We start from the raw sequence: 21,626 nt of genomic DNA, 5'->3' as shown, positions 1-21,626 counted from the left end.
GTGGTTAGTGATGATGCACATATGTTGCCAAATCGGATATACTGCTGATGTGTAGCCGGGTAGCCTGTTCCCGCCGCATCATCAGCGCGTAGGTATTGTTAAAGCCAATGGGTTGCAGCCATTGTACCTGGTATTTTTCTGCAAATCCTTTCTTTACGTAGTCGTACACTTTCCTGTTGTCCCCTATGATACTGTCGACGGTGGTTTGCGGCGCCTGCAGGATGACCAGCAGGCCGGTGCCGGTATATTCCGGGTACATGTCTATCTGATCGTTGACCAGTGCGTCGAAGACGATTTTTGTGCCGCCGAGTCCTGTTTTGGTGGTAGCGCTCAGATCGGTGTGGCCTTCAATCAGCATTTTGTACATATTCGCCAGGATATAGCCATCGCCAAAAATTTTGGCGCCGATACGGATGTTGCCTTTGCTGCCGTTCCGTGCTGGTTGCCATAACCCGGCCGACACGAGGAAATCTCTGGCTACCTGTTGAGGATTTTGTTGGAGGTAATCCACCCGGTAGTTGAGTTCCGTCATGATGCTATCATTAATTGTACCAGAGAGTTGGTCCAGCGCCGGCGCCAGCTCGGGGTATTTGTCCAGAACGGCCTGCCGTACCACGGGAGCGGCGTAATAGGGGGGGAAGATGTGTTTGTCATCTTTCAGCACTATGAGGTCAAATGCTTTCACGCGGCCGTCGGTGCTGCTGCCGCTGATCACGTCCAGCTTTTTTTCATAGGCTGCTTTATACATGATCATATCGCTGATGACGAGGGTACGCAGCTGAAGGCCGTATACGTTCCGCAGGCCGACAGCGCCATCTTTGCGGCCCATGAATTCGGGTGTGAAGCCGGCTTTGAGGCGACTGCTGTACGTTTCCGGCAGCAGGTAAAAAGAAGACAGCAGCACGAGGATGACGGGTAGTACCAGCGCAATTTTCCTCGCTTTGCGCATATTAACGCGCTGGAGGCGTGACAGCGCCCAGTCGAACAGGATAGCGAGCAAGGCGGCAGGGATAGCGCCTGCCAGCATCATGTTGGTATTGTTGAGCGCAATGCCGCCGAAGATAAATTCACCCAGGCCGCCGGCGGCAATATAGGCTGCCAGTGTGGCTACGCCCACATTGATGACGGTGGCGGTGCGGATACCTGCGAGTATGACGGGCATCGCCAGCGGCAGTTGTACTTTCAGCAGCAGTTGTCTGGTGTTCATGCCCATGCCCGTGGCTGCTTCTGTAATATTGGGGTCTACGCCCAGGATGCCGGTGTAGGTGTTGCGCACCACCGGTAACAGTGCATAGAGAAACAGCGCTACAATAGCCGGTTTGGGGCCGATGCCAAGCAGTGGGATCATAAACCCAAGCAGGGCGATGCTGGGAATGGTCTGCAGGACGCCGGTGATGCCGAGCACGGGGCCGGCCAGTTTTTTGCGGCGGGATATGAGGATGCCGGCAGGCACGCCAATGCAAACGGCTATCAATACAGAGATAAACGTAAGGCCGGTATGGGTGAGTGTTTGTTCCAGCAGTTTACCGGACTGCTGCCGGACAAAATCAATAAATGTTTCAGGCGTGTCCATACTGGCTGACAGTTTTTTTATAAGCGTTAATGGCGGTTATCAGGATGTTTCCATCAAGGTGTTTGTTTTGCCCGTCCAAAATGCTGCCGGCTTTATTTCCCGTGAGATGTTCGAGCGTGTCCCAGCAGCTGGTATCGGGTGGCAGGGCGGTGCCTGTGCTGCCGCCGGCACTGTCCAGGTAGGGCCATATGTCGCGGAGCCGGAGCGATTTCAGTTCCAGCTCCAGCCGTTGTTTATCGAGGAAATGCCGCACAAAATCATTGGCAGGGTTAAACAGCAGTTCCGTGGCGGAGCCCAGTTGCTGAATACGCCCTTCGTTCATGATGCAGATACGGTTGCCCAGTTCAAACGCTTCTTCCACATCATGCGTAACAAGAATGATGGTCTTGCTGTTCAGTTCATCGAGCAGTTTAAACTCTTTCCGGACGCTGATGCGGGTGAGAGGGTCCAGTGCCCCAAAGGGTTCGTCCATCAGGAGGATAGGTGGATCTGCGGCGAGGGCGCGCGCCAGTCCTACCCGTTGCTGTTGCCCGCCGCTGAGTTGTTGCGGATATACGTCGCCGTAGGTGGCAGGCGGTAACCGTAGTTTTTCCAGGATGGCCAGTGCGCGGGAGTGGATGCGGGTCTTGTCCCACCCCAGCAGCTGCGGCACCACCGCGATATTTTCAAGTACAGTATAATGGGGGAAAAGACCGGTGTTCTGCAATACATAGCCCATACTGCGGCGGAGGGTTTCCGGTGTTTCGGTATTGATATTTTTGTCGCCGATAAAGATGTCACCTGTGTCCGGAATCAGTAGCCGGTTGATCATGCGGAGGGTTGTGGTTTTTCCGCAGCCGCTGGTGCCCAGGAGCACGAGTGTTTCTCCGGGCTGGACTTCAAAGGACAGATCATTCACCGCATTTTTGCCGTGGCTGAAACTTTTTGAGACGTGGGATACTTTGATCATAAAATACAGACGGTGGTGGGGAAAATAATACTCAGTTTGACCTTTATTTTTCCAGTGTCATGAACAGGTTATTGATAGATTCCGCATACAGGGGGTGGGCGAAGATCATATCCCGTAGTTGCGTTGCCGTTATACCTCCGAGCATGGCCATTTGCAGTACGGTCATGATTTCCCCGCCTTCTGTACCAATGATGGCGGCGCCCAGCAGTTGACCGGTATGTTCGTGAACGATCGCTTTCATGAAGCCGGCTGTCTCACCGGTTTCGATGGCCCTTGCAGCTTTGTCCATGCTGAGGTGCGCTACCTTCACCGGGTACCCTTCCTGGCGCGCGCGTGTTTCAGAAAGGCCGATGCGGCCGAGTTGCGGATCGGTGAACATACAATAGGGAAGTTGCCGTGTGTTGATGCTGAGTGCTGCTTCTTCGAACAGGTTTTTATACAACAGGAGGTGATCGTTGTAAGAGATATGGGTGAAGGCGGGGCCGGGTTTTACGTCGCCTATGGCGTAGATGCCCGGACAACTGGTTTCCAGCTGCTCGTTTACCTGTACATATCCTTTTTCATCGAGGGTAACGTTGGTTTTTCCCAGCCGCAGCGCCGCTGTCTGCGGCAGGCGCCCGGTGGCTACCAGCAGGTGCGTGCCGGTGATGGCAGCGGATTTGCCGCCTGTCTGTATCTGTACCTGTATGTTGTCCTTGCCGCCGGTTATTTTTTCAGTGGTAGCGGAAGTAAGCACCTGTATATCTTCTGCTTCCAGTATTTTTTTGATGACGGCCGCCACGTCGGGATCTTCTTTGGACATCAGCTGCGGGCTTTTCTCCAGAATGGTCACGGTGCTGCCCAAACGCCGGTACAACTGGCCCATTTCCAGCGCGATGTAACTGCCGCCAAGGATAATTAGTTCAGGGGGGACTACTACTTCATCCTGTAAGGTGGTGGAAGTAAGGTACGGCACGTCCCGCAGGCCGGGTATCTCCGGGATATAAGGGGCTGCGCCGGTGTTAAGGAAGATATGTTCAGCGGCGAGTTCCTGCGTGCCGCCATCATTCAGTGCTACAGAGAGTGTTTTTACACCGGTGAAGCTCGCCGTGCCATACAGGATGGTGACGCCTGCTTTTTCCAGGCTTTTGGCGGTGCTGTTCCTGAACTGCTCTACCACATTGTTTTTCCTCGCTACAATAGCGGGGAGGTCAACGGTATAGCCCTGATTGGGAACGCCCCATGTTTCACTGCGGGACAACAGATGAGCTATCCTTGCGCTGGCGATCATCGTTTTGGTAGGCGTGCAACCGTCGTTGATACACGTACCCCCCAGCTGCCGCTGTTCTATCAGTGCTGTTTTCCATCCTTTCTCCGCCATTTTCTTCGCCAGGGGATTGCCGCCCTGTCCGGACCCGATTACAATTGCGTCGAACTTCTGCATGAGCTTCATGGTTTTATGATCGCGTTGCGCTTCGTTTGATTCCCTGCCCCGGGGCTGCCCTGGGTTCTTCCAGGTTATTGAAAATGAAGACGTGATATGTATGATTTATTTGTTTTCATTGGATAATGGTTTTTTACGGATATGAACGGAAAATGCGGATCAATATTCATTCCTAAATGAGATTGCAAGACGTGTTTTTGACAAACATTTGAATCCATTGTACGCTGTGCCCGGAGTAAATGCTGTATCTTTGCGCTCCTGAAAATACAGATTTTGGTTAAGATTGACAACATAACATTGCCCGATTTTCCTTTGTTGCTGGCTCCCATGGAGGATGTAAGCGACCCGCCTTTCCGTGCCATCTGTAAAGATGCCGGGGCGGACCTGATGTATACTGAATTTATATCAAGTGAAGGTTTGATCCGGGATGCGATCAAGTGCCGCCGCAAGCTGGATATTTTCGAGTATGAAAGGCCGGTGGGCATCCAGATATTCGGGGGAGACGAAGATAGCCTGGCTTTAGCTGCTAAAATCGTGGATGTGACCCATCCCGATTTACTGGACATCAATTTCGGTTGCCCGGTAAAGAAGGTAGCGGGCCGTGGCGCGGGTGCAGGGGTACTGAAGGACCTCGACCTGATGGTACGTCTCACCGATGCCGTGGTAAAGGCCACAAAGCTGCCCGTAACGGTTAAAACACGCCTGGGGTGGGATGATGATACCAAAAACATTGAAGAGGTGGCAGAAAGGCTCCAGGATGTCGGTATTAAAGCACTGGCCATTCACGGCCGCACCCGCTGTCAGATGTACAAAGGGGAGGCTGACTGGACCCTGATTGGAAAAGTGAAGAACAACCCCCGCATCCATATCCCCATTTTCGGCAACGGCGATATCAATTCTCCCCAGAAAGCGGTGGAATACAAAAACCGCTACGGGGTAGACGGTATCATGATCGGAAGAGCTGTCATCGGTTACCCGTGGCTGTTCCGCGAAATCAAACATTACGTGAAAACCGGCGAGTTGCTGGCCGGCCCTACGCTGGAAGAACGTATTGCCGTGAGTAAGAAGCATCTGCGCCTCTCAGTGGAATGGAAAGGCCCTGTGGTAGGCATCAACGAAATGCGCGGGTGTTATGCCAACTACCTCAAAGGACTGCCTAATATCAAAGAATTCCGCAGCCGGCTGGTGACGCTCAAAACGGTGGAAGAAGTAGAAACGGTGCTCGATGAAATAGAAGCATATTATAAAGGAATCGAAATTGAAAAAGCACCCATCGAGATGATCGACTATCATCAGAACTGCCCGTTATAAGGGACTTAAGAAAAAATACCAGCATAGCGAAGCTGTCTCGTCAATGAGGCAGCTTCTTTGTTTTCAGGCCTCCGGTAAAAATAACATTGGATTTTGTCAAATTTATTGTTGCTGTAATACCACTATTTGGTCATCTTTACCATATCCGTCCAAAGCGGGACAGATAAAGCAACTATGATGCACAAACGAATTTTTCTGACTTTGCTGGCAGCCCTGTACGCCGGTTGTTTAATGGCCCAATGGGATTTCCAGACAAACTATTTTAAGGTCCGTATTGACAAGCGTGGTTATATCACCAGCATGAAGAACATCACGGTGAAAGCAGCCAGGGAGTTTAGCCCGGCGGATAAACCTTCACCACTGATGCAACTGTATGACGGGAAAAAGAAGGTGTATTATGAGCCGGTGAAAGCTACCTGGCAGCCAGCAGGAAAAGTATTGTCGCTGGTTTATTCCAACGGATCGGAGGCGAAGATACGCCTTACGCAGCAACCAAAGTACCTGAAACTGACACTGTTGTCCCTGACGCCTGCCACAAACATAGAGGGTATTCAATGGGGAGCATATCATACGAACATCAATAATCTTTTGGGAGAGATCATTGGCGTTGCCAGGGATACCAGCGCCGCTGTCAACTATGCGATAGGAATGCTGGCACTGGATGACAATACGCTGGGCGGAACTTCAGCGACAGTAGGGGATGCCGCACCGTTTCAATATATTATTCATACGCCGGACGCGCGGCGCTTTCCCCTGCCTGACAGTCTGCACGAAGGCCAGGTCTTCAGCCTGGGTGGTGATGGCATCAGCGACGTAGCGTTCTATGCACATAAAGAGCCCTGGTACCGTATCATGTATGGTGATGCGGCCCAGGTGGACACCATGGGGCGTATTGCTGTTTCCTACCATTCGAGGGACCGGTCCGGCAGGCGGGAAGTTTTATTTTCCCTGATCCCGCATATGCCCGCCAATAAGCCCAACCATATTGACGTACAGCCTTTGCCGGGCGTCGGTTATGTCGGTTCTTCCGTGGCGCTGTGGGGAAGCCCGGACAGTACGGCGCTCCTGGATGTGCTCCGGGAGATAGTGGTGAAAGAAAAACTACCTTATCCTACCATCAACGGCAGATGGGTAAAAGACCCGGCGGCTTTTGTACCGGATGCTTTAACCGGTGGTGGTTTATACGATAGTATCATATCCTATGCCTCGCGGCTGGGATTGAAGGCGATCAGTTTATACGACCAGGGATTTCTCAGGCCCGATCGTGGCAACGGCGGATATATTGACGGAAAACATTTCGAAAATAAGCCGATAAAAATGACTGCGGGTAATAAGTCACACAAGGAATTTGCTTTGCTGGCGGCCCGGGAGGGCATCCTGACCGGAAGAACGCCTATTACCAATTCCCTGGCGCCCGGCACCCAAGATGCCAGTCCTGTTCCGAGCGACAGTCTTTGTTGCCAGCAAAAACGACTGCTTGCTGCAAAGATTGGTCCGACCGATACCATCATTACGGTCAATGACCCGGCGCACCTGGGGGAAATAGCCAGCTGGGAAGGGCATTGCGAAAACCTGAATATGATAAAGATCGGTAAAGAGCTGATTCATTACCTGGGAGTATCGGACGCTCCGCCATACCGGTTGTTACAGGTAAAACGCGGCTACTGGAATACAACGCCGGCGGACCACGCAGCCGGCGATACGATCTGCAAGCTGCAGGTTACGGTCAATTATGGCTATGATGGCGTGATCCCCAATATGCAGTTGCAGGATGAAATAGCGAAACACTATGCGGATATCTGCAAGATCAATGGTCTGGCTTACTATGATTTTGACGGACAGGAGTTCCTGTTCAATAACGGTCATGGTTATTACTCAGTGAAACGTTTTTTCCGGAAGATGTTTGAACATGCAAAGGCGCAGGGCGTACCCTACATCCGTTTTACCGGTGCTACGTTGTCGGAAGGTTCATGGCACTACCAGAGTATCTGGAATGTTGGCGGAGGAAAAAACCTGTATGACGTGGATACGAGGGAATGGGGAAGTACTACCAGCCAGGGAAAAGATCTTCGTGACGTAACTTATGCCAATTTTTTTCCGGTAGGGATGGGAGGAAACTTTCCCATTACGGCAACGTCTACGCCGGCGCAATATGAGCACATACAAGCTATTTCCGTAGGCGTGGGAACCACTTACAGCCTGAAGCTGAACCAGCAGGATGTGGAGCGTTGCCCGCAGAAAGAAGCTATTTTCAAAGTGATCCGTACCTGGGAAGATGCGCGTGCCGCCAATGCATTTCCGCGCTGGATAAAAACGTTGCTGGCAGATCTTGCGAGGAGTTGGAAGCTGAAACCCGGCAAAGTGGCCGATACCTGGAATTTGTATGAAGTGACCCAGGGGAGCAGTCGACCGCCAATACTGTTGAAAAAGGCGCCAGGATATTGAAAGGGTGCCCTCTATCGGGGCACCCTTTTAGTTAGAACAGGCATCAGCGGCTGACCGGCTGGTAGGTTTCGAAAGTGACAGCGGCGTTGGCCCTTCCGGAGGAGAGCGTACGCAGGGTGGTCACATATCCGAAGAGATCTGCCAGCGGCACACTGGCGGTGATGTCCTGTACATTGTTTTTGATTTCCATGTGCCGGATCACGCCACGGCGTCTGTTGAGATCGCCGGTGAGCGCACCGGTGTATTCTTCCGGCGTGGTGACTTCCACCGACATGACCGGCTCCAGCATACGCGGGCCTGCCTGGCCCGCGATATTGCGGAAGGCGATCATGGCCACCTGTTCAAAGTCCTGCGCGTGGGAGTCGTTGGTATGTATTTTACCATCGAGTAACCGGATGCGCATGGCATGAAGCGGGTATCCTTTGAGCGGACCGGTTTTCATTGCGGCTTCAAAGCCTTTGCTGATGGAAGGGATGAACTCCTTCGGAATGGCGCCGCCTTTGATGTCGTTAATAAATTCCAGTCCCGGTTGACCGTCTTCCCGGGGCGACATTTCAAACGTGATGTCTGCAAAGTTGCCCGAGCCGCCGGTTTGTTTTTTTAACACCTCATGATGGGTGACCGCCTGCGTGAGTATTTCCTTGTACGCAATCTGCGGCGCCCCTTTGTTGATCTGCAGCTGGTATGCTGTGGCCAGTTTTTCCAGCACCACTTCAAGATGCAGTTCGCCCATGCCTTTGAGGATGGTTTGGCCGGAGGTTTTGTCTACTTCTACGGACAGGGTTGGATCTTCATCCAGCAGCGCTGCCAGCGCTTCGCCCAGCTTATCGGCATCTTTGGCCGCTTTGGCTTCCACTGCGTAGCCGATCATGGGTTCGGGGAAGCTGATGCGTTCCAGCAGCACGGGATGGTCCGGATGGGACAGTGTATCTCCGGTTTTAACATCTTTCAGTCCTACCACCGCGCCGATGTCTCCGGCGCCTATTTCGTTCACCGGTTCAAACTTGTCAGACATGATACGCAGCAGGCGGCTGATGCGGACGGTACGGCCGGACCGGCTGTTCCAGAGCATGTCGCCGGTGCGTAAAACACCTGCGTATACGCGTACTAACGTCAATCTGCCTACGTAGTCATCGACCATAATTTTGAAGGCCAGTCCGGCTACTGTTGATTCCGGGGTAGCCGGTATGGTAATGGCATCTCCTGAATCCGGATCGGCGGCATGTACCACCGGGATATCTTCCGGTGATGGCAGATAGGCCGCTACGGCATCGAGCAGGGGCTGTATGCCCTTGTTCCTGTATGCGGCGCCGGCCAGGGCCGGTACCGCCAGCATATTGAGCGTAGCGTAGCGCATTGCTGCTATGATCATTTCTTCGCTGACGTTGTCTGGTGTGCCGGTATATTGTTCCAGCAATGGTTCGTACAACAGGGACAGTTCTTCCAGCATATTCCTGCGGGCCTGCATGGCGGCTTCCAGCAGATGGCCGGGGATGGTTGTTTCTTCAAACAGTTTACCGTCGTCGTCATGCCAGAGCAGTGCTTTCATGCGGACAAGGTCTATCACGCCTGTGAAGCTGTCTTCCTGCCCAATGGGCAGTTGCAGCGGAATAACGTTGGCGTTGAGGCGTTCCCGTATTTCGGCCACTACCCGCTGGAAGTCGGCTCCCTGCCGGTCCATTTTATTGATCATCACAATACGCGGCACGTTGTAATGGTTGGCCTGGCGCCATACCGTTTCGGATTGCGGCTGTACGCCGGAGCGGGCGCAGAACACCGCTACAGCGCCGTCGAGCACGCGCAGGGAACGTTCTACTTCGGCTGTAAAATCCACGTGGCCGGGCGTATCGATAATGTTGATCTGGTATTTGTCGTCCGCGTAGTTCCAGTACGTGGTGATCGCGGCGGAAGAGATGGTGATGCCCCGTTTTTCTTCCTGCGGATCTGTGTCCATCATGGTGTTACCGTCATCTACATTACCCAGTTTATGTGTGAGACCGGTGTAATACAGCATTCTTTCCGTAAGTGTTGTTTTACCGGCGTCGATATGCGCCATGATACCTATATTTCTGAATCGGGACAATTGTCTCATATAATCTCTTCTTTGAAAATTTTAATAGAAAGGCCTCTCATACGGTAATGAGGGGTGTTGCGTTATGGCAACAGCATGCCAGACATTACCGGTGTGGCCGGATGTATACAGTGATGGTTGTGATCAATACTTTTAGAAGGCAGTGATCTTTTACCGTATGTAAAAACGGAGCCGCAATGGCGCAGGGGAGACAAAATAAAAAGGCCTCTTCGGATGAAGAGGCCTCCAATATGATAATGGGAGTTATTTCATTGATGATACCTCTTATATCCGGGTTGGATCTGCCTCCCCGTCTTGAATAAAGACAATACGGGTACTTGCAATTACCGCTCTGATAACGGAATCGTTTTTCCTGTTTGCCTGATATTTTAAGGTCTGTTTCATCTCTTTTTGGTGCAGGTGAATTTTGCGATGCAAAGATAACTATATTTCTGATGTGAACAAAATACGGTGCAGATTGTCTTCTATTTGTACAGAAAATTCGCAGGATTGTACCGATAGCGTTCGACGGACAGGCTGTACTTTTGTATTATCCTTTTATGATAAAATTTAAACGAATGAATATTACAGATCTTACAGGCACTGTGCAACTGGCTAACGGCGTAAAGATGCCTTATTTCGGGTTGGGCGTGTGGCAGACCAATGACGGACAGGAAGTGATAGATGCCGTAACTTATGCGCTGGATGCAGGTTACCGGCACATTGATACCGCAGCGATTTATGAAAATGAAGAAGGGGTAGGTACAGCGGTAGCCAATAATAAAGCAGACAGAAAAGATATTTTTATCACCAGTAAAGTATGGAATGCCGATCAGGGTTATGATGGTACGCTGAGAGCATTTGACGCTTCACTGGAAAAACTGAAGACAGATTACCTGGACCTTTACCTGATCCATTGGCCGGTAAAGGGAAAGTATAAAGAAACCTGGCGGGCTATGGAAAAACTATATGCAGATGGCCGTGTAAAAGCTATCGGTGTCAGCAATTTTCTGCAGCATCACCTGGAAGATCTGTTCCAGAGCGCTAATATATTGCCGATGGTAGACCAACTGGAGTTTCATCCTTATCTCGTGCAACAATCACTGCTCGACTTCTGCGGTCAGCACCATATACAATACCAGGCCTGGAGCCCGCTGATGCAGGGCAAGGCGTTTAAAGTGCCGGAGCTGCAGCAGCTGGCAGAAAAGTACGGTGTGTCCGTAGCGCAGCTGGTGCTGCGCTGGGATTTACAGAAAGGCGTGGTAACGATCCCGAAAAGCGTCCAACAGCAACGTATCATCTCCAATGCGGAGATTTTTGGTTTTGAGATCTCCCCGGAAGATGTGGCGGCGATGGATGCGCTGGACCGCGGCGAAAGAATGGGCCCAGACCCGGACAATTTTAATTTCTAAGATCTTTATCGATTGTAAGCATACGGATCATGCTTGTATCCAGCCGTCTCTTCACAGCAGAGGCGGCTTTTTATTTTTTTTCTTTTGAAACGTCAGATGTTTATTAAAACATCATACCTTTGTTAAAATTTCTGAATTTTCAAATTTCTGAATTTTCAAATTTTCAAATTTTCAAATTTTGAAATTGATGGACCAGACATCGAAACTTTCCAACCGCGTCATCAACGCTATCCAGAAAGACATCTCACAGGGGATTTATAAACCCGGGCAGAAGATACCGACAGAACCTGAGCTGATGGTGCAGTACGCCGTGGGGCGTTCCACTATCCGGGAGGCGATAAAAACACTTGCCATGTCGGGCGTATTGCGTGTGCAGCAGGGATCGGGCACGTATGTGAGTGAGACGGTGCAGGCAGAGTCGCTGGACCAGCGGTTGCGGCGTGCGGATTTTGAAGAGATCAACCAGGTACGGCGCATGCTGGACTATGAAATCGTGAAGCTGGCGGCGCAGCATCATACCAGGGCGTCGCTGACAGAAATGAAAAAATACCTCGACCTGCGTAAAAAGGCGATCCTGGAGCAGCAGTACCGGGAGTGTATGGAAGCGGACATCGCGTTTCATACGGCTATCGCCAAAGCCAGCGGTAACCATGTGCTGGCGGACCTCTATCGCAGCTTCACCGCTGTGATCCGCGACTTCTTTGCCAAGCGGGACACAGAAAGCATCAGTCATTTTGCGATCAGCCATCATCTGCATGAACAGCTGTATGAAGCTGTTAAAAGCGGTAACGTGAAGTTATCACGGCAGGCCATGGAAGATATCCTGGACAACAACTACTAAAATTCTGACAGATGAACATACTTATTTTCAGCCTGATACTCCTGGCAGGTGCTTACGTGGCGGGCCTTCTGGGCTCCCTGACAGGGCTGGGCGGCGGGGTGGTCGTTATCCCGTTACTGACGCTGGTATTTCATGTAGATATCCGTTACGCTATCGGGGCGGCGCTGCTGGCTTCCATCGCCAATTCGTCCGGCGCGGCATCGGCTTATATCAAAGAGGGCATCACCAACGTGCGGCTGGGCATGTTCCTGGAGATCGCTACTACATTAGGGGCGGTAGGAGGGGCGCTGATAGCGGTCTTTACGCCGACCAACACCATCGCGGTCCTCTTTGGCGTGGTGCTGATTTTTTCTGCGCTGATGACCGTCCGCAAGAAACATGAACATGCTTTGCAGGAAGGCAGCCGCTTGTCTTACGTTTTAAAACTGAACGGCAGTTATCCTACGCCGCAGGGTGAGGTATCCTACAAGCTGCAAAATATTGGTGGTGGTTTTTCCATCATGCTGCTGGCTGGCGTCCTGTCCGGATTGCTGGGCATTGGCTCCGGCGCGCTGAAAGTGCTGGCTATGGATAGCGCGATGAAGATACCGTTTAAGGTCAGCACCACGACCAGCAATTTTATGATCGGCGTTACGGCGGCAGCCAGTGCTGTTGTGTACCTGCAGCGCGGCTATATAGATCCGGGCATCGCTTTCCCGGTGGTGCTGGGTGTTCTGGGCGGTGCTTTTACCGGTGCACGATTGCTCACTGTGATGAACCCCAAAACGTTGCGTTACATTTTTTGCGCGGCCATTTCTTTTGTGGCGCTGGAAATGATCTACAACGGATTACATCACCAGTTTTAAACACAGACCATGAAACTTATTAAAACACTCACCGGCGACAGAGACATTGCTTTACTGGTTGGACAGGTGCTGCGTACCGGCGTGATCACGGCCAGCGCCATTGCTTTTGTGGGCGGTATCTTTTACCTGGCCAAACACGGGGCGGACAGTATTCCCGATTATGGTACGTTTACCGGGGAAGGAAAAGAATACACGACGTTCAGTGGCATCTTCCACGGACTGACGACCTTCAAACCTTCTGCCATCATACAGTTCGGTGCCCTGGTACTACTGGCGACGCCCATTCTCCGCATCTGCTTTTCCCTCATTGGTTTCGCCGTGGAGAAAGACAGGATGTACGTGGTGATCACGCTGGTGGTGTTAGGCATTATTCTCTTCAGTATGTTCGGCGGCCTGAAAATATAGTTATTGCAGCACGGCAAAAAGGGCGTCGATATCGGCTTTGTTGTTATAGAAGTTGAGCGCCACCGTGAGCATATTGTTCTTATAGCGGGCCATCACGTTGTGTTGTACCAGCCGCTGGTTTTGTTCCGGTGATATCTTCAGCCGTTGTATCGATGAAAGATGCGGTGGATCGAAATCAGAGAGCACTTCGACCTGGTGCGCCCTTGCCTGTTGATGCAGGTAGGAGATCAGCGTTTGTATATAGTGGTTAATGTCTGCAATGCCGATGGTTTCGAGATACCGCAGGGCTTCGCCCAGCAGCAGGATATTAAGGAAGGCCGGTGTGCCCTGTTCAAATACGGTGGCGTCCTTTTTCGGTGTAAACTGCGTATAGTCCTGCGTGATATCAAAGTCCGGGTTAGGATAGGTCACGTTGTACCAGCCCATTGTTTTAGGCGGATATTTTTCCAGTATTTGCTGAGATACGTACATGCCGCCGGCGCCGTAACCGGCTGCTGCCCATTTGTAGGTGTGGAAAATAAGAATATCGATATTACAGGCTTTTACATCTATTTCATTGATGCCGAATGATTGGGTGGCATCTACGATCAGTATCAATCCATGTTTTTTGCATAAAGCGCCTATGGCTGCCAGATCGTGGCGGTAGCCTGAGCGGAACATCACGTGACTGAGGATCAGTATGCGGGTATTGGAAGTGATTTGTTGTTCGATAGCGCTGACGGGCAGGGCGCCGTTAGCCTCCGGCTGCACCAGGCGTACGGGATGCCCGTGATGTATCCATGGTACGAAGCTGGTGGGGAAATCATCTTTCATGGTGAGGATTTCAAACGTTTGAGGGAACATGCCCGTCAGCAGTCCCATGGCCTGGGCGGTATTGGTGATGAAGGCCATCTCCGAAGGAGATGCATTCACAACACCGGCTAAAGCCGCGCGGATTTGTTGCACTTCCGGGTCCCAGGAAGACATGACCCCTCGGCCCTGCTCACTCAGATCGGTCAGTAACTTTGTTGCTTTTGTCACCAGCGGTTTGCTCACCGGGCCGCCACCATTGGTGAAGAGGTAGGTATATTTACTGAACACCGGGAAATCGGCTCTTATCTGTTCCCATTTGTGATTGCTGGCTTCCATCTTTCTATACTATTTTATTAATTGCTGATTCTTACTGAACAAACCGCCGGTGCCCGTTTTATTTACAATATAAACACGATAACTTGCGGTGTACGACGGGAATTAATTTCATATACAATTTAAGGCTTTTAGCATGTTGAAAAAAAGAAAACTGCTGGCATATGCGATGGCGCTGCTACCGGTGGGAACTTTGTATGCACAGGAACAGCCACTGTTCCGGAAGGCAGGCGCGCCGACGGACCAGCGTGTGAACGATCTGCTGCATACGTTGACGTTATCCGAAAAAATTTCACTGCTGGGATATAACAGTCCCGCTATTGAACGGTTGCACATCCCTGCCTATAACTGGTGGAATGAAGCGCTGCACGGTATCGCCCGTGGCGGTGAGGCTACCGTGTTTCCGCAGGCGGTGGGCCTGTCGGCTTCTTTTAATGCGCCATTGGCAAAGGAGGTGGCAGCCTCCATTTCCACGGAAGCACGCGCCAAGTACAACCTGGCGGTGGCTGCCGGACGCCATGTGCAATATATGGGCCTCAATTTCTGGACGCCCAATATCAATATCTTCCGCGATCCCCGCTGGGGCCGGGGCCAGGAGACTTACGGGGAAGACCCTTATCTGACGGGTGTTATGGCCGGCGCCTTTGTACAGGGCTTACAAGGCGACGAGCAGGGAGCGCTGAAGACGGCCGCCTGTGCCAAACATTTTGCGGTGCATAGCGGACCGGAAGCGGACCGTCACAGCTTTAATGCTATCGTGGACGAAAAAGACCTGCGGGAGACTTACCTGTATGCTTTTAAGAAAATGGTGGACGGTCATGTGGAGTCCATCATGTGCGCCTACAACCGGGTAAACAGTCAGCCATGCTGCACCGGTAACACGCTGTTGCAGGACATCCTGCGGAAGGAATGGAAATTTGGCGGACAGGTGGTGACCGACTGCTGGGCGTTGGATGACATCTGGTTGCGCCATAAGGCTATTCCTACGCGCGAAGAGGTGGCTGCCGCGGCTATCAAAGCCGGTGTTAACCTGGATTGCGCCAATATCTTACAGGACGATGTTTTAAAAGCGATCGATAAAGGCTGGCTGAAACCAGCGGAGGTGGACAGTGCGCTGAGCGCCAGTTTGCGTACCCAAATGAAGCTTGGGCTGTACGACGCGCCGGAGACCAGCCGTTACAGCGGTTACGGGGCCGACAGTGTTAACAACGCCTGGCATACGGCACTGGCATTGCAGGCCGCCAGGGAGAGCATGGTGCTGCTGAAAAACAACGGCGTATTGCCGCTGCGGGCCGACAAGTACGCTTCCATGCTGGTCACCGGTTCCAACTCCGCTTCGCTGGAAGCGCTGATGGGCAACTATCACGGCGTGTCCGGCAATATGGTGACGTTTACCGCCGGCCTTGGTAAAGCCGCCGGACCGGGAATGGCACTGCAATACGACCAGGGATGTGACTTTACCGATACGCTGCATTTCGGTGGTATCTGGGCTTCCCAGAACTGCGATGTGACCGTTGCCGTAATAGGACTGACGCCGCTGTTGGAAGGAGAAGAGGGAGATGCTTTCCTGTCTGCCTCGGGAGGAGATAAAAATTCGTTGAGCCTTCCCCGTTCGCAAGTGGTTTTTATGCAGAAACTAAGGGCGGCGCATAAAAAGCCGATCATTGCCGTGGTAACGGCCGGCAGCGCAGTAGATGTTTCCGCCATTGAACCATATGCCGACGCGATCATCTTCGCGTGGTACCCTGGAGAACAAGGGGGGAATGCACTCGCGGATATCATCTTCGGAAAGTATTCGCCCGCAGGGCGCCTCCCGGTCACCTTTTACAGGTCGCTTAAAGACCTGCCGGATTACAAGGACTACAGCATGAAAAACCGCACTTACCGTTATTTTGCCGGTAAGGTGGCTTATCCTTTCGGTTTTGGCCTGAGCTATACCACCTTTGCTTATGACTGGCAACAACCGCCGGCAGCGGGTTATAAAGCGAATGACACTATTCGTATGACCGTCCACGTACGTAATACCGGCAGTATGGATGGTGATGAGGTGCTGCAGGCGTATATCACTTATCCCAACCAGGAGCGGATGCCGCTGAAAGAGCTGAAAGCATTTAAGCGGGTGCATGTAAAACAAGGCGGAACGGAAGCTGTAACGCTGGAGATACCCATGACTGAATTGCAGAAGTGGGACCTGCAGCAGCAGCGCTGGAAGTTATATAAAGGAACTTACGGTGTACATATCGGATCATCGTCCACCGAGTTTAAGCTGACGCGCAACGTTGTTATAAAATAAAAGACAGCGCGTGTTCCCTGGGTTGTAAAGCTGAGAGGCACGCGCTGTTGAACTTCTGTACTAACAGGCGTTACTAAGGAATCCGTTGCAGGACAAAATCGTTGTACTCATCTTTCATGGGCAGCTCATATTCAGTATGCAGGATTCTTCGTTTTGTGGTAACAACGCGCTCCTGTACAGGATTTAAGCCCTTTTTTTCCACTTCGCGCCAATACACACCGATACCTCTTTTCTGCCAGGAAGGCAGGTCGTTGAAGTTAATATTGTAACGGAACAGCAGCTCATTCTTATCAGCATTGCTTAGTCGTTCAATCTTTTCAGTGGCCGCTTTGACGGAAAGCCCTTCTTTTCTCAGGCGCCAGTAACAGTGAGCGCTGAGGGAATTCCGGTGTGCATCTTCATGGCGCCAGCGGAAGTAATCGCTCACCAGTTGCTTGTTGGGTAACTCAGACAAACGGCAATCAAAAGTGGCCACACTACCCAGTAACATGGAGAACCTGGCGCTAGCCTCTCCGGCGAGGATAGAGATGTATTTTCGATGTTTGCGGGAAAAGGCTGTTTCATCTGGATGAAACAGAAGGGAAATTTCATCACTTTGTGTATACCCGTAGACGATATTAAACCCTGTGTTCATCAGGTGCTTTACGGTTTCTGTCATATAGTCCCGGAACCGTTCATCAAAGGGGGCTTCAAAAGGATGTATTTCTTTTGTCAGCCGGGTAAAACCACGGCCGTCCACACGGGCTACTATATACATTCCCGGTAAAACGACCATGTCGTTGGCCGATTCATAGATCCGTATCTTTTTGTCGAGTTCCTCAAATTTCATAACCCCAAGGTTTTATCACAAAACTGTTGTCGTTAATTGTTACATAATACAGCTCATCGAAACCTTCATCAGGAGAAGGGGGCTCCAGGCGCTTGAAAGTACCTCTGATGCCAATTTCAGGGATACAGGTTTTTCCACTGCGCCGGCTGTTTCTTTGCAATGCATCTTCTATGTGTGATTGGAAATAATAGCCGATGGACCTGAATTTATGTTGTTTCGCCAGTTGTATATATTTCAGACGGTCCACTTTCCCAGGATTGGTGTTATCTACTACGAACGGCAGTTGGCTTTTATAACACGCTTTGAGGAAGAGGTCTTCCCGGTATCTTGATTTAAGAAGGTCAAGCGAGATACGCAGATGGGAATGGAAAAAATGTTGCTGATAAAATGTTGATTTCCCTGTAGCCTGTATCCCGCAGAAAATAATTGTCTCCATGGGAGGGAAAATAGGGAAAAGAACGGAAAAAATTCATTCCATTTCAGAGGCAGGCTGGAAAGCAGGCAGGTAGAACAAGTGATCGTGCCTATATGCAAAAAGAAGACGGCGTTTCAAACTGGGCTGAAATGCCATCTTCTTTTTTACAACCGTTTATACGGCCATCCTGTTGCCCCCACTAAGTCCGGCCCATACCAATATAGTAATGCCTTTGTAGGTTGTTTTCAATGATTTTTTCAGCAGTGATGAAGGGAGGTAGATGCTCATGGCCCTGGCCACCAAAACGAAAGCCACGGCGAAGAGGCCGGTGAGCCAGTAGTTTTTTAGGAATGGCATGAGCACGATCTGCAGGCCGATCATTACAAAGAGGATGGTGTTAAAAATGATAATGCTATCACTATAGGGGGGCGCTAAAGATAGAAAAACATTTGTAAATCGCCCTACTGGCGGCCCGGAACAGCTACTTTCTTTTAGCGGCGGTCTTTTTCTTTTTAGATGGGGCTGCGAACTTATTATATGCCAGGGCCCTGTTCACCCAGTGTGCCAGCTGTTTTTGGGTGTGTAGTGCGGCGTTGTCTACAAAAATAAATCCGGGCATTATTTTGCCGCCGTGGACCATAGGGGTGCAACCTTCTTCCTCCAATGCGCCGTCGGTGAGCTCAGGATCGATGCGCAGCATGATTTGGTCTGCTTTTACGCCAACGCACATTTTATCATCGACCATAAAACAGAGGCCACCGAACATCTTTTTTTCTTCCACGCTGTGGGTAACTGGTGCTATCAGTTCTCTTACGCGGTCCGCCATTTTTTCATCAAAAGCCATATGGGGAAGGTTTTAGTCTGGTCCTTAAAGGTAGGTTAATCTTCAGACAGTGGTAAGGAACACATGAAAAAAGGAGATATTCCGCCTGCCGCCTGAAGTATTTTTTCAGGCAGCAGCGGACAAATGAATAGGACATGGTCATTGGGCGTTCCGTATGTATACGGGATCGCAATGGAAATAGTTGATAAATGCGATGGTGAATACGTTTTCATCCGGCAGACCGATGCTGTGGGCGATGTCGGAGAGAGAAATATTTTCATATACCAGCCGTTCATAGGCTTTCAGCATTTTCTGCTGAAATGCGAAGTCTTCCAGCGGAATGTAGAACATATTTTCGAAGGCGCCTGCCAGCACAACGCTGGGCAGGTTAAAGAGAAAGGCCGTATGCATCAGGGGAGATTCCAGATGTACGTTGTCTTTCAGGTAACCAAAAACCTTGATCAGCGTGTCGTCGTCTACCGGGCGCTGGATACCGTCGGGAGTGGCGTCCTGGCAGAGGTAGTTGCTAAAGATCGCTACACAGCAGCGGCGCAGGATACATTCGGCCTGATCTTCAATCAGCCGGCATTCCTTGATCACATCCAGCAGCAGCTGGATGGCGATGTTGGTGGTGCAGTCGCGCTGGTTGAGCGGTTCGCTCTGGTCTGTAATTTTTTTCGACAGCAGGCCTTTGAGTTCGGGGAATTCCCGTACCAGGGCGCCCATACAACCGGGGATGATGTTGATATGGAAACTGCTGATCTGTATACCGGGAATCACGGGAACAGTGTGCATTTGTTCCGGGAGGTTGAACAGGCAGATCTGCCGGCCTACCATGTTGAAGTCGCCTCTCCCGTGGATATTCGCCACCACGGCGTCAGCCTGGTTAAAATGTAGCGCCAGGATGTGGCGGGGTGAATAAGGTGTGAGCAGGATATTCTTTTTCGCCAGCACCTCATGATGCCAGATAGAAAAATCTCTCACTTTAATGTTCTGGCAGAACATGTCGCAATCGTTGTCCTGTTTGAAGTACTGACGGGCAAAGGGTATTACCGTATCGTTGAAATCGTCAGGGATCAGTTCCAAAGGGGTAAAATACTGGTCATCTCGTTCTATCAGGAGTATTTTGCGTTCCGGAATGGGTTTGATAGTATTTTGATCATCCATAAATTAAATGAATAAATGCGATTAAACTAAATCGATCGATACATAATCCTTATTGACAGGAATAGGTCAGTTAAAAAGTCAATGGTTATTTGTGCCAGTGATATATTGCTTTTGTCATTATTTAAAACAGTGTATCACGCAGAAAAGTACTATGTCAAAATTGGGTTTTTTTCAAACAAAATAGAAGACTATTTATCCAGTCTTTAGATATATTGATAAATTAATATCTTTCTTTCATCCGGAGAAATTTTTTTCCGGCGGAGATTGGGTTGACGGCTACAGTTGTTCTACCTGGTGCAAAGATCGGGGAAAACGATGTATATGCATCTCCCTGCATACAAGGAGATGCATAATTTTTTCTAGTGGGACAATACGGCGCTGCCCTTGTCGGCGGCGACGGTCGTTTTGATCTGCCGGCGGCCACTGAAGAGGGCGGCTATCGCTAACAGCGAGGAGCCACACATGGTAAAGGCGAGCGGAACGGCGTTATGTGTATCGTAAAGGCTGACTACGGTTGCGGCAAGTGCGCCGATCCCCATCTGCAGCGCGCCCATCAGCGCGGAAGCGGTACCCGCGTTTTTGGTAAATGGGGCGAGGCACAAGGCGGCGGTGTTGGGATTGATGAAGCCCATGCAACAAAGGAAGAAAAACAGCAGCACCAGCAGGCTGGTGAGACCGAGCCAGTTGTTCCATGCGCCGACTGCCATCACAACAGCTATCAGGCCTTGCAGGGAGAGCGCTACCGGTACGATCTGTTTGCTTTCATACCGTTTGAGCAGGATGCTGTTGACCTGGCTGCAGCCGATGAAGCCGATGGACAGACCGGCGAAGATCCAGCCATAGGTTTTGCCATCGAGGTGATACACATCCATAAACACCTGCGGTGAGCCGGACACGTAGGCAAACAGCCCGGAGAAAGCGATGGCGCCGGTGAAAGCATATGTATAGAACTGCGGCGTGGTTGCCACTGTCCAGAAGCTCTGAATGATGGGGCCCGGTTTGAGCGACAGGGTTGTGTCCGGTTTGTAACTTTCCGGCAGCCACAGGATAGTAGCCAGCAGGAGCAGCAGACCAATAGCGCCCAGTACGATAAACACCGCGTGCCAGTGGAATGCGGCCGCCGCATAACCGCCAATGGTAGGGGCCAGCATAGGAGAGGCGCCTACTACCAGCATCAGCAAGGCAAACACCCGCGCATTTTCCTTTACGGGAAACAGGTCCCGCACCATCGCCACAGAAGCCACCGTGGCGGCACAACTGCCCAACGCCTGTATAAAACGAAGTATCACGAGGCTGTTCAACGTGCCCGCATATACGCAGCCCAGGGAAGCCACGATGTATACCAGCAGACCCAGTATCAGCGGCGTTTTACGGCCAAAACGGTCCAGCAGCGGCCCGTAGAGCAGCTGTCCGGCAGAAATACCAATGAAGAAACTGGAGAGGGACAGTCCTACCCGGGCCTGCTCTACGCCAAAATCTTTGGCGATCGCCGGGAAACTCGGCAGGTACATGTCTATGGAAAAAGGCGCTAACGCCGTCAATGCGCCCAGGATTAATATCAGGAAAAAATAGCCGGATCGGGTATGTTCTTGTGTCACAATCTGTCGGTTTAGTATCAAACTGCAAAAGTAGAACAACCATTTTACACCTGCATCCCCTTCGTAGAATGATAATATTGATAACGACATAGACGAAAATG

The 21,626-nt window shown here is 51.1% G+C and carries 18 protein-coding genes; 7 read left to right on the top strand and 11 right to left on the bottom strand.

Translation table 11 applies throughout. The annotated features are described in order from the left end of the window. Nucleotides 1–4: 4 nt before the first annotated feature. From B5D63_RS21220 to B5D63_RS21210, 3 genes are read right to left on the bottom strand one after another with little or no spacing between them, the layout of a single operon-like run. Nucleotides 5–1,573, bottom strand: coding sequence for an ABC transporter permease/substrate-binding protein (locus B5D63_RS21220; RefSeq protein ID WP_078670844.1), 1,569 nt, complete (start codon nucleotides 1,571–1,573; stop codon nucleotides 5–7). Beyond that, nucleotides 1,560–2,522 (bottom strand): ABC transporter ATP-binding protein, encoded by a 963-nt coding sequence (locus B5D63_RS21215; RefSeq protein WP_078670843.1) that lies wholly within the window; start codon nucleotides 2,520–2,522, stop codon nucleotides 1,560–1,562. Before B5D63_RS21215 ends, B5D63_RS21220 begins: the two co-directional genes overlap by 14 nt. Nucleotides 2,523–2,565: 43 nt before the next feature. Continuing rightward, nucleotides 2,566–3,945 (bottom strand): mercuric reductase, encoded by a 1,380-nt coding sequence (locus tag B5D63_RS21210; RefSeq protein WP_078671346.1) that lies wholly within the window; start codon nucleotides 3,943–3,945, stop codon nucleotides 2,566–2,568. A gap of 273 nt (nucleotides 3,946–4,218) precedes the next feature. On the opposite strand from B5D63_RS21210, the gene dusB reads away from it, so the two are divergent. Together dusB and B5D63_RS21200 are read left to right on the top strand one after the other, a co-directional pair. After that, nucleotides 4,219–5,256, top strand: a complete 1,038-nt coding sequence (dusB, locus tag B5D63_RS21205; protein WP_078670842.1) for a tRNA dihydrouridine synthase DusB — start codon at nucleotides 4,219–4,221, stop codon at nucleotides 5,254–5,256. A gap of 177 nt (nucleotides 5,257–5,433) precedes the next feature. Further along, nucleotides 5,434–7,701: a hypothetical protein gene (locus B5D63_RS21200; protein ID WP_078671345.1), complete on the top strand. Its 2,268-nt coding sequence runs from the start codon at nucleotides 5,434–5,436 to the stop codon at nucleotides 7,699–7,701. Nucleotides 7,702–7,744: 43 nt separating this feature from the next. Here the strand turns inward: B5D63_RS21200 and fusA are convergent, their stop codons facing one another. Further along, complete coding sequence (fusA, locus tag B5D63_RS21195; protein WP_078670841.1) at nucleotides 7,745–9,793, bottom strand: elongation factor G; 2,049 nt, start codon at nucleotides 9,791–9,793, stop codon at nucleotides 7,745–7,747. 557 nt (nucleotides 9,794–10,350) lie between these two features. Here fusA and B5D63_RS21190 point away from each other — a divergent pair. From B5D63_RS21190 to B5D63_RS21175, 4 genes are all read left to right on the top strand, one after another. Then, nucleotides 10,351–11,184 carry an aldo/keto reductase gene (locus tag B5D63_RS21190; protein ID WP_078670840.1) on the top strand — a complete coding sequence of 278 codons (834 nt, stop codon included), beginning with the start codon at nucleotides 10,351–10,353 and terminating at the stop codon, nucleotides 11,182–11,184. Between the two features lie 187 nt (nucleotides 11,185–11,371). After that, the gene (locus B5D63_RS21185; protein WP_078670839.1) at nucleotides 11,372–12,025 is read left to right on the top strand and encodes a FadR/GntR family transcriptional regulator; all 654 of its coding nucleotides are present in this window, start codon (nucleotides 11,372–11,374) and stop codon (nucleotides 12,023–12,025) included. 11 nt (nucleotides 12,026–12,036) lie between these two features. After that, nucleotides 12,037–12,870, top strand: a complete 834-nt coding sequence (locus tag B5D63_RS21180; protein WP_078670838.1) for a sulfite exporter TauE/SafE family protein — start codon at nucleotides 12,037–12,039, stop codon at nucleotides 12,868–12,870. Nucleotides 12,871–12,879: 9 nt separating this feature from the next. Beyond that, nucleotides 12,880–13,275, top strand: a complete 396-nt coding sequence (locus B5D63_RS21175) for a DUF1634 domain-containing protein (RefSeq protein ID WP_078670837.1) — start codon at nucleotides 12,880–12,882, stop codon at nucleotides 13,273–13,275. On the opposite strand, the gene B5D63_RS21170 is transcribed toward B5D63_RS21175, so the two are convergent. Further along, the gene (locus tag B5D63_RS21170; RefSeq protein WP_078670836.1) at nucleotides 13,276–14,403 is read right to left on the bottom strand and encodes an aminotransferase class V-fold PLP-dependent enzyme; all 1,128 of its coding nucleotides are present in this window, start codon (nucleotides 14,401–14,403) and stop codon (nucleotides 13,276–13,278) included. Nucleotides 14,404–14,536: 133 nt separating this feature from the next. On the opposite strand from B5D63_RS21170, the gene B5D63_RS21165 reads away from it, so the two are divergent. Then, nucleotides 14,537–16,693 carry a glycoside hydrolase family 3 N-terminal domain-containing protein gene (locus B5D63_RS21165; protein ID WP_235021606.1) on the top strand — a complete coding sequence of 719 codons (2,157 nt, stop codon included), beginning with the start codon at nucleotides 14,537–14,539 and terminating at the stop codon, nucleotides 16,691–16,693. A gap of 73 nt (nucleotides 16,694–16,766) precedes the next feature. Here B5D63_RS21165 and B5D63_RS21160 read toward each other — a convergent pair whose 3' ends face one another. The 6 genes from B5D63_RS21160 to B5D63_RS21135 all read right to left on the bottom strand — a co-directional run bounded on the left by B5D63_RS21160 (nucleotide 16,767) and on the right by B5D63_RS21135 (nucleotide 21,525). Beyond that, nucleotides 16,767–17,522, bottom strand: a complete 756-nt coding sequence (locus B5D63_RS21160; RefSeq protein ID WP_078670835.1) for a tRNA(His) guanylyltransferase Thg1 family protein — start codon at nucleotides 17,520–17,522, stop codon at nucleotides 16,767–16,769. Continuing rightward, nucleotides 17,512–17,958 (bottom strand): AAA family ATPase, encoded by a 447-nt coding sequence (locus B5D63_RS21155; RefSeq protein ID WP_078670834.1) that lies wholly within the window; start codon nucleotides 17,956–17,958, stop codon nucleotides 17,512–17,514. The genes B5D63_RS21160 and B5D63_RS21155 overlap by 11 nt, the downstream gene beginning before the upstream one ends. A 153-nt stretch (nucleotides 17,959–18,111) precedes the next feature. Continuing rightward, nucleotides 18,112–18,342 (bottom strand): cation:proton antiporter domain-containing protein, encoded by a 231-nt coding sequence (locus B5D63_RS21150; protein WP_262488167.1) that lies wholly within the window; start codon nucleotides 18,340–18,342, stop codon nucleotides 18,112–18,114. A gap of 76 nt (nucleotides 18,343–18,418) precedes the next feature. Next, entirely contained in the window at nucleotides 18,419–18,781 is a 363-nt protein-coding gene (locus B5D63_RS21145; RefSeq protein ID WP_078670832.1) for a TfoX/Sxy family protein, read from the bottom strand. 138 nt (nucleotides 18,782–18,919) lie between these two features. Beyond that, the gene (locus B5D63_RS21140; protein WP_078670831.1) at nucleotides 18,920–19,927 is read right to left on the bottom strand and encodes a helix-turn-helix transcriptional regulator; all 1,008 of its coding nucleotides are present in this window, start codon (nucleotides 19,925–19,927) and stop codon (nucleotides 18,920–18,922) included. Between the two features lie 359 nt (nucleotides 19,928–20,286). Further along, complete coding sequence (locus tag B5D63_RS21135) at nucleotides 20,287–21,525, bottom strand: multidrug effflux MFS transporter (RefSeq protein WP_235021604.1); 1,239 nt, start codon at nucleotides 21,523–21,525, stop codon at nucleotides 20,287–20,289. Nucleotides 21,526–21,626: the final 101 nt, after the last annotated feature.

Origin of the sequence: Chitinophaga eiseniae, assembly GCF_900167135.1 — a bacterium.
Classification (GTDB): domain Bacteria; phylum Bacteroidota; class Bacteroidia; order Chitinophagales; family Chitinophagaceae; genus Chitinophaga; species Chitinophaga eiseniae.
The sequence above is the reverse complement of the archived record's forward strand: the minus strand, read 5'-3'. Positions and strand labels throughout refer to the sequence as shown.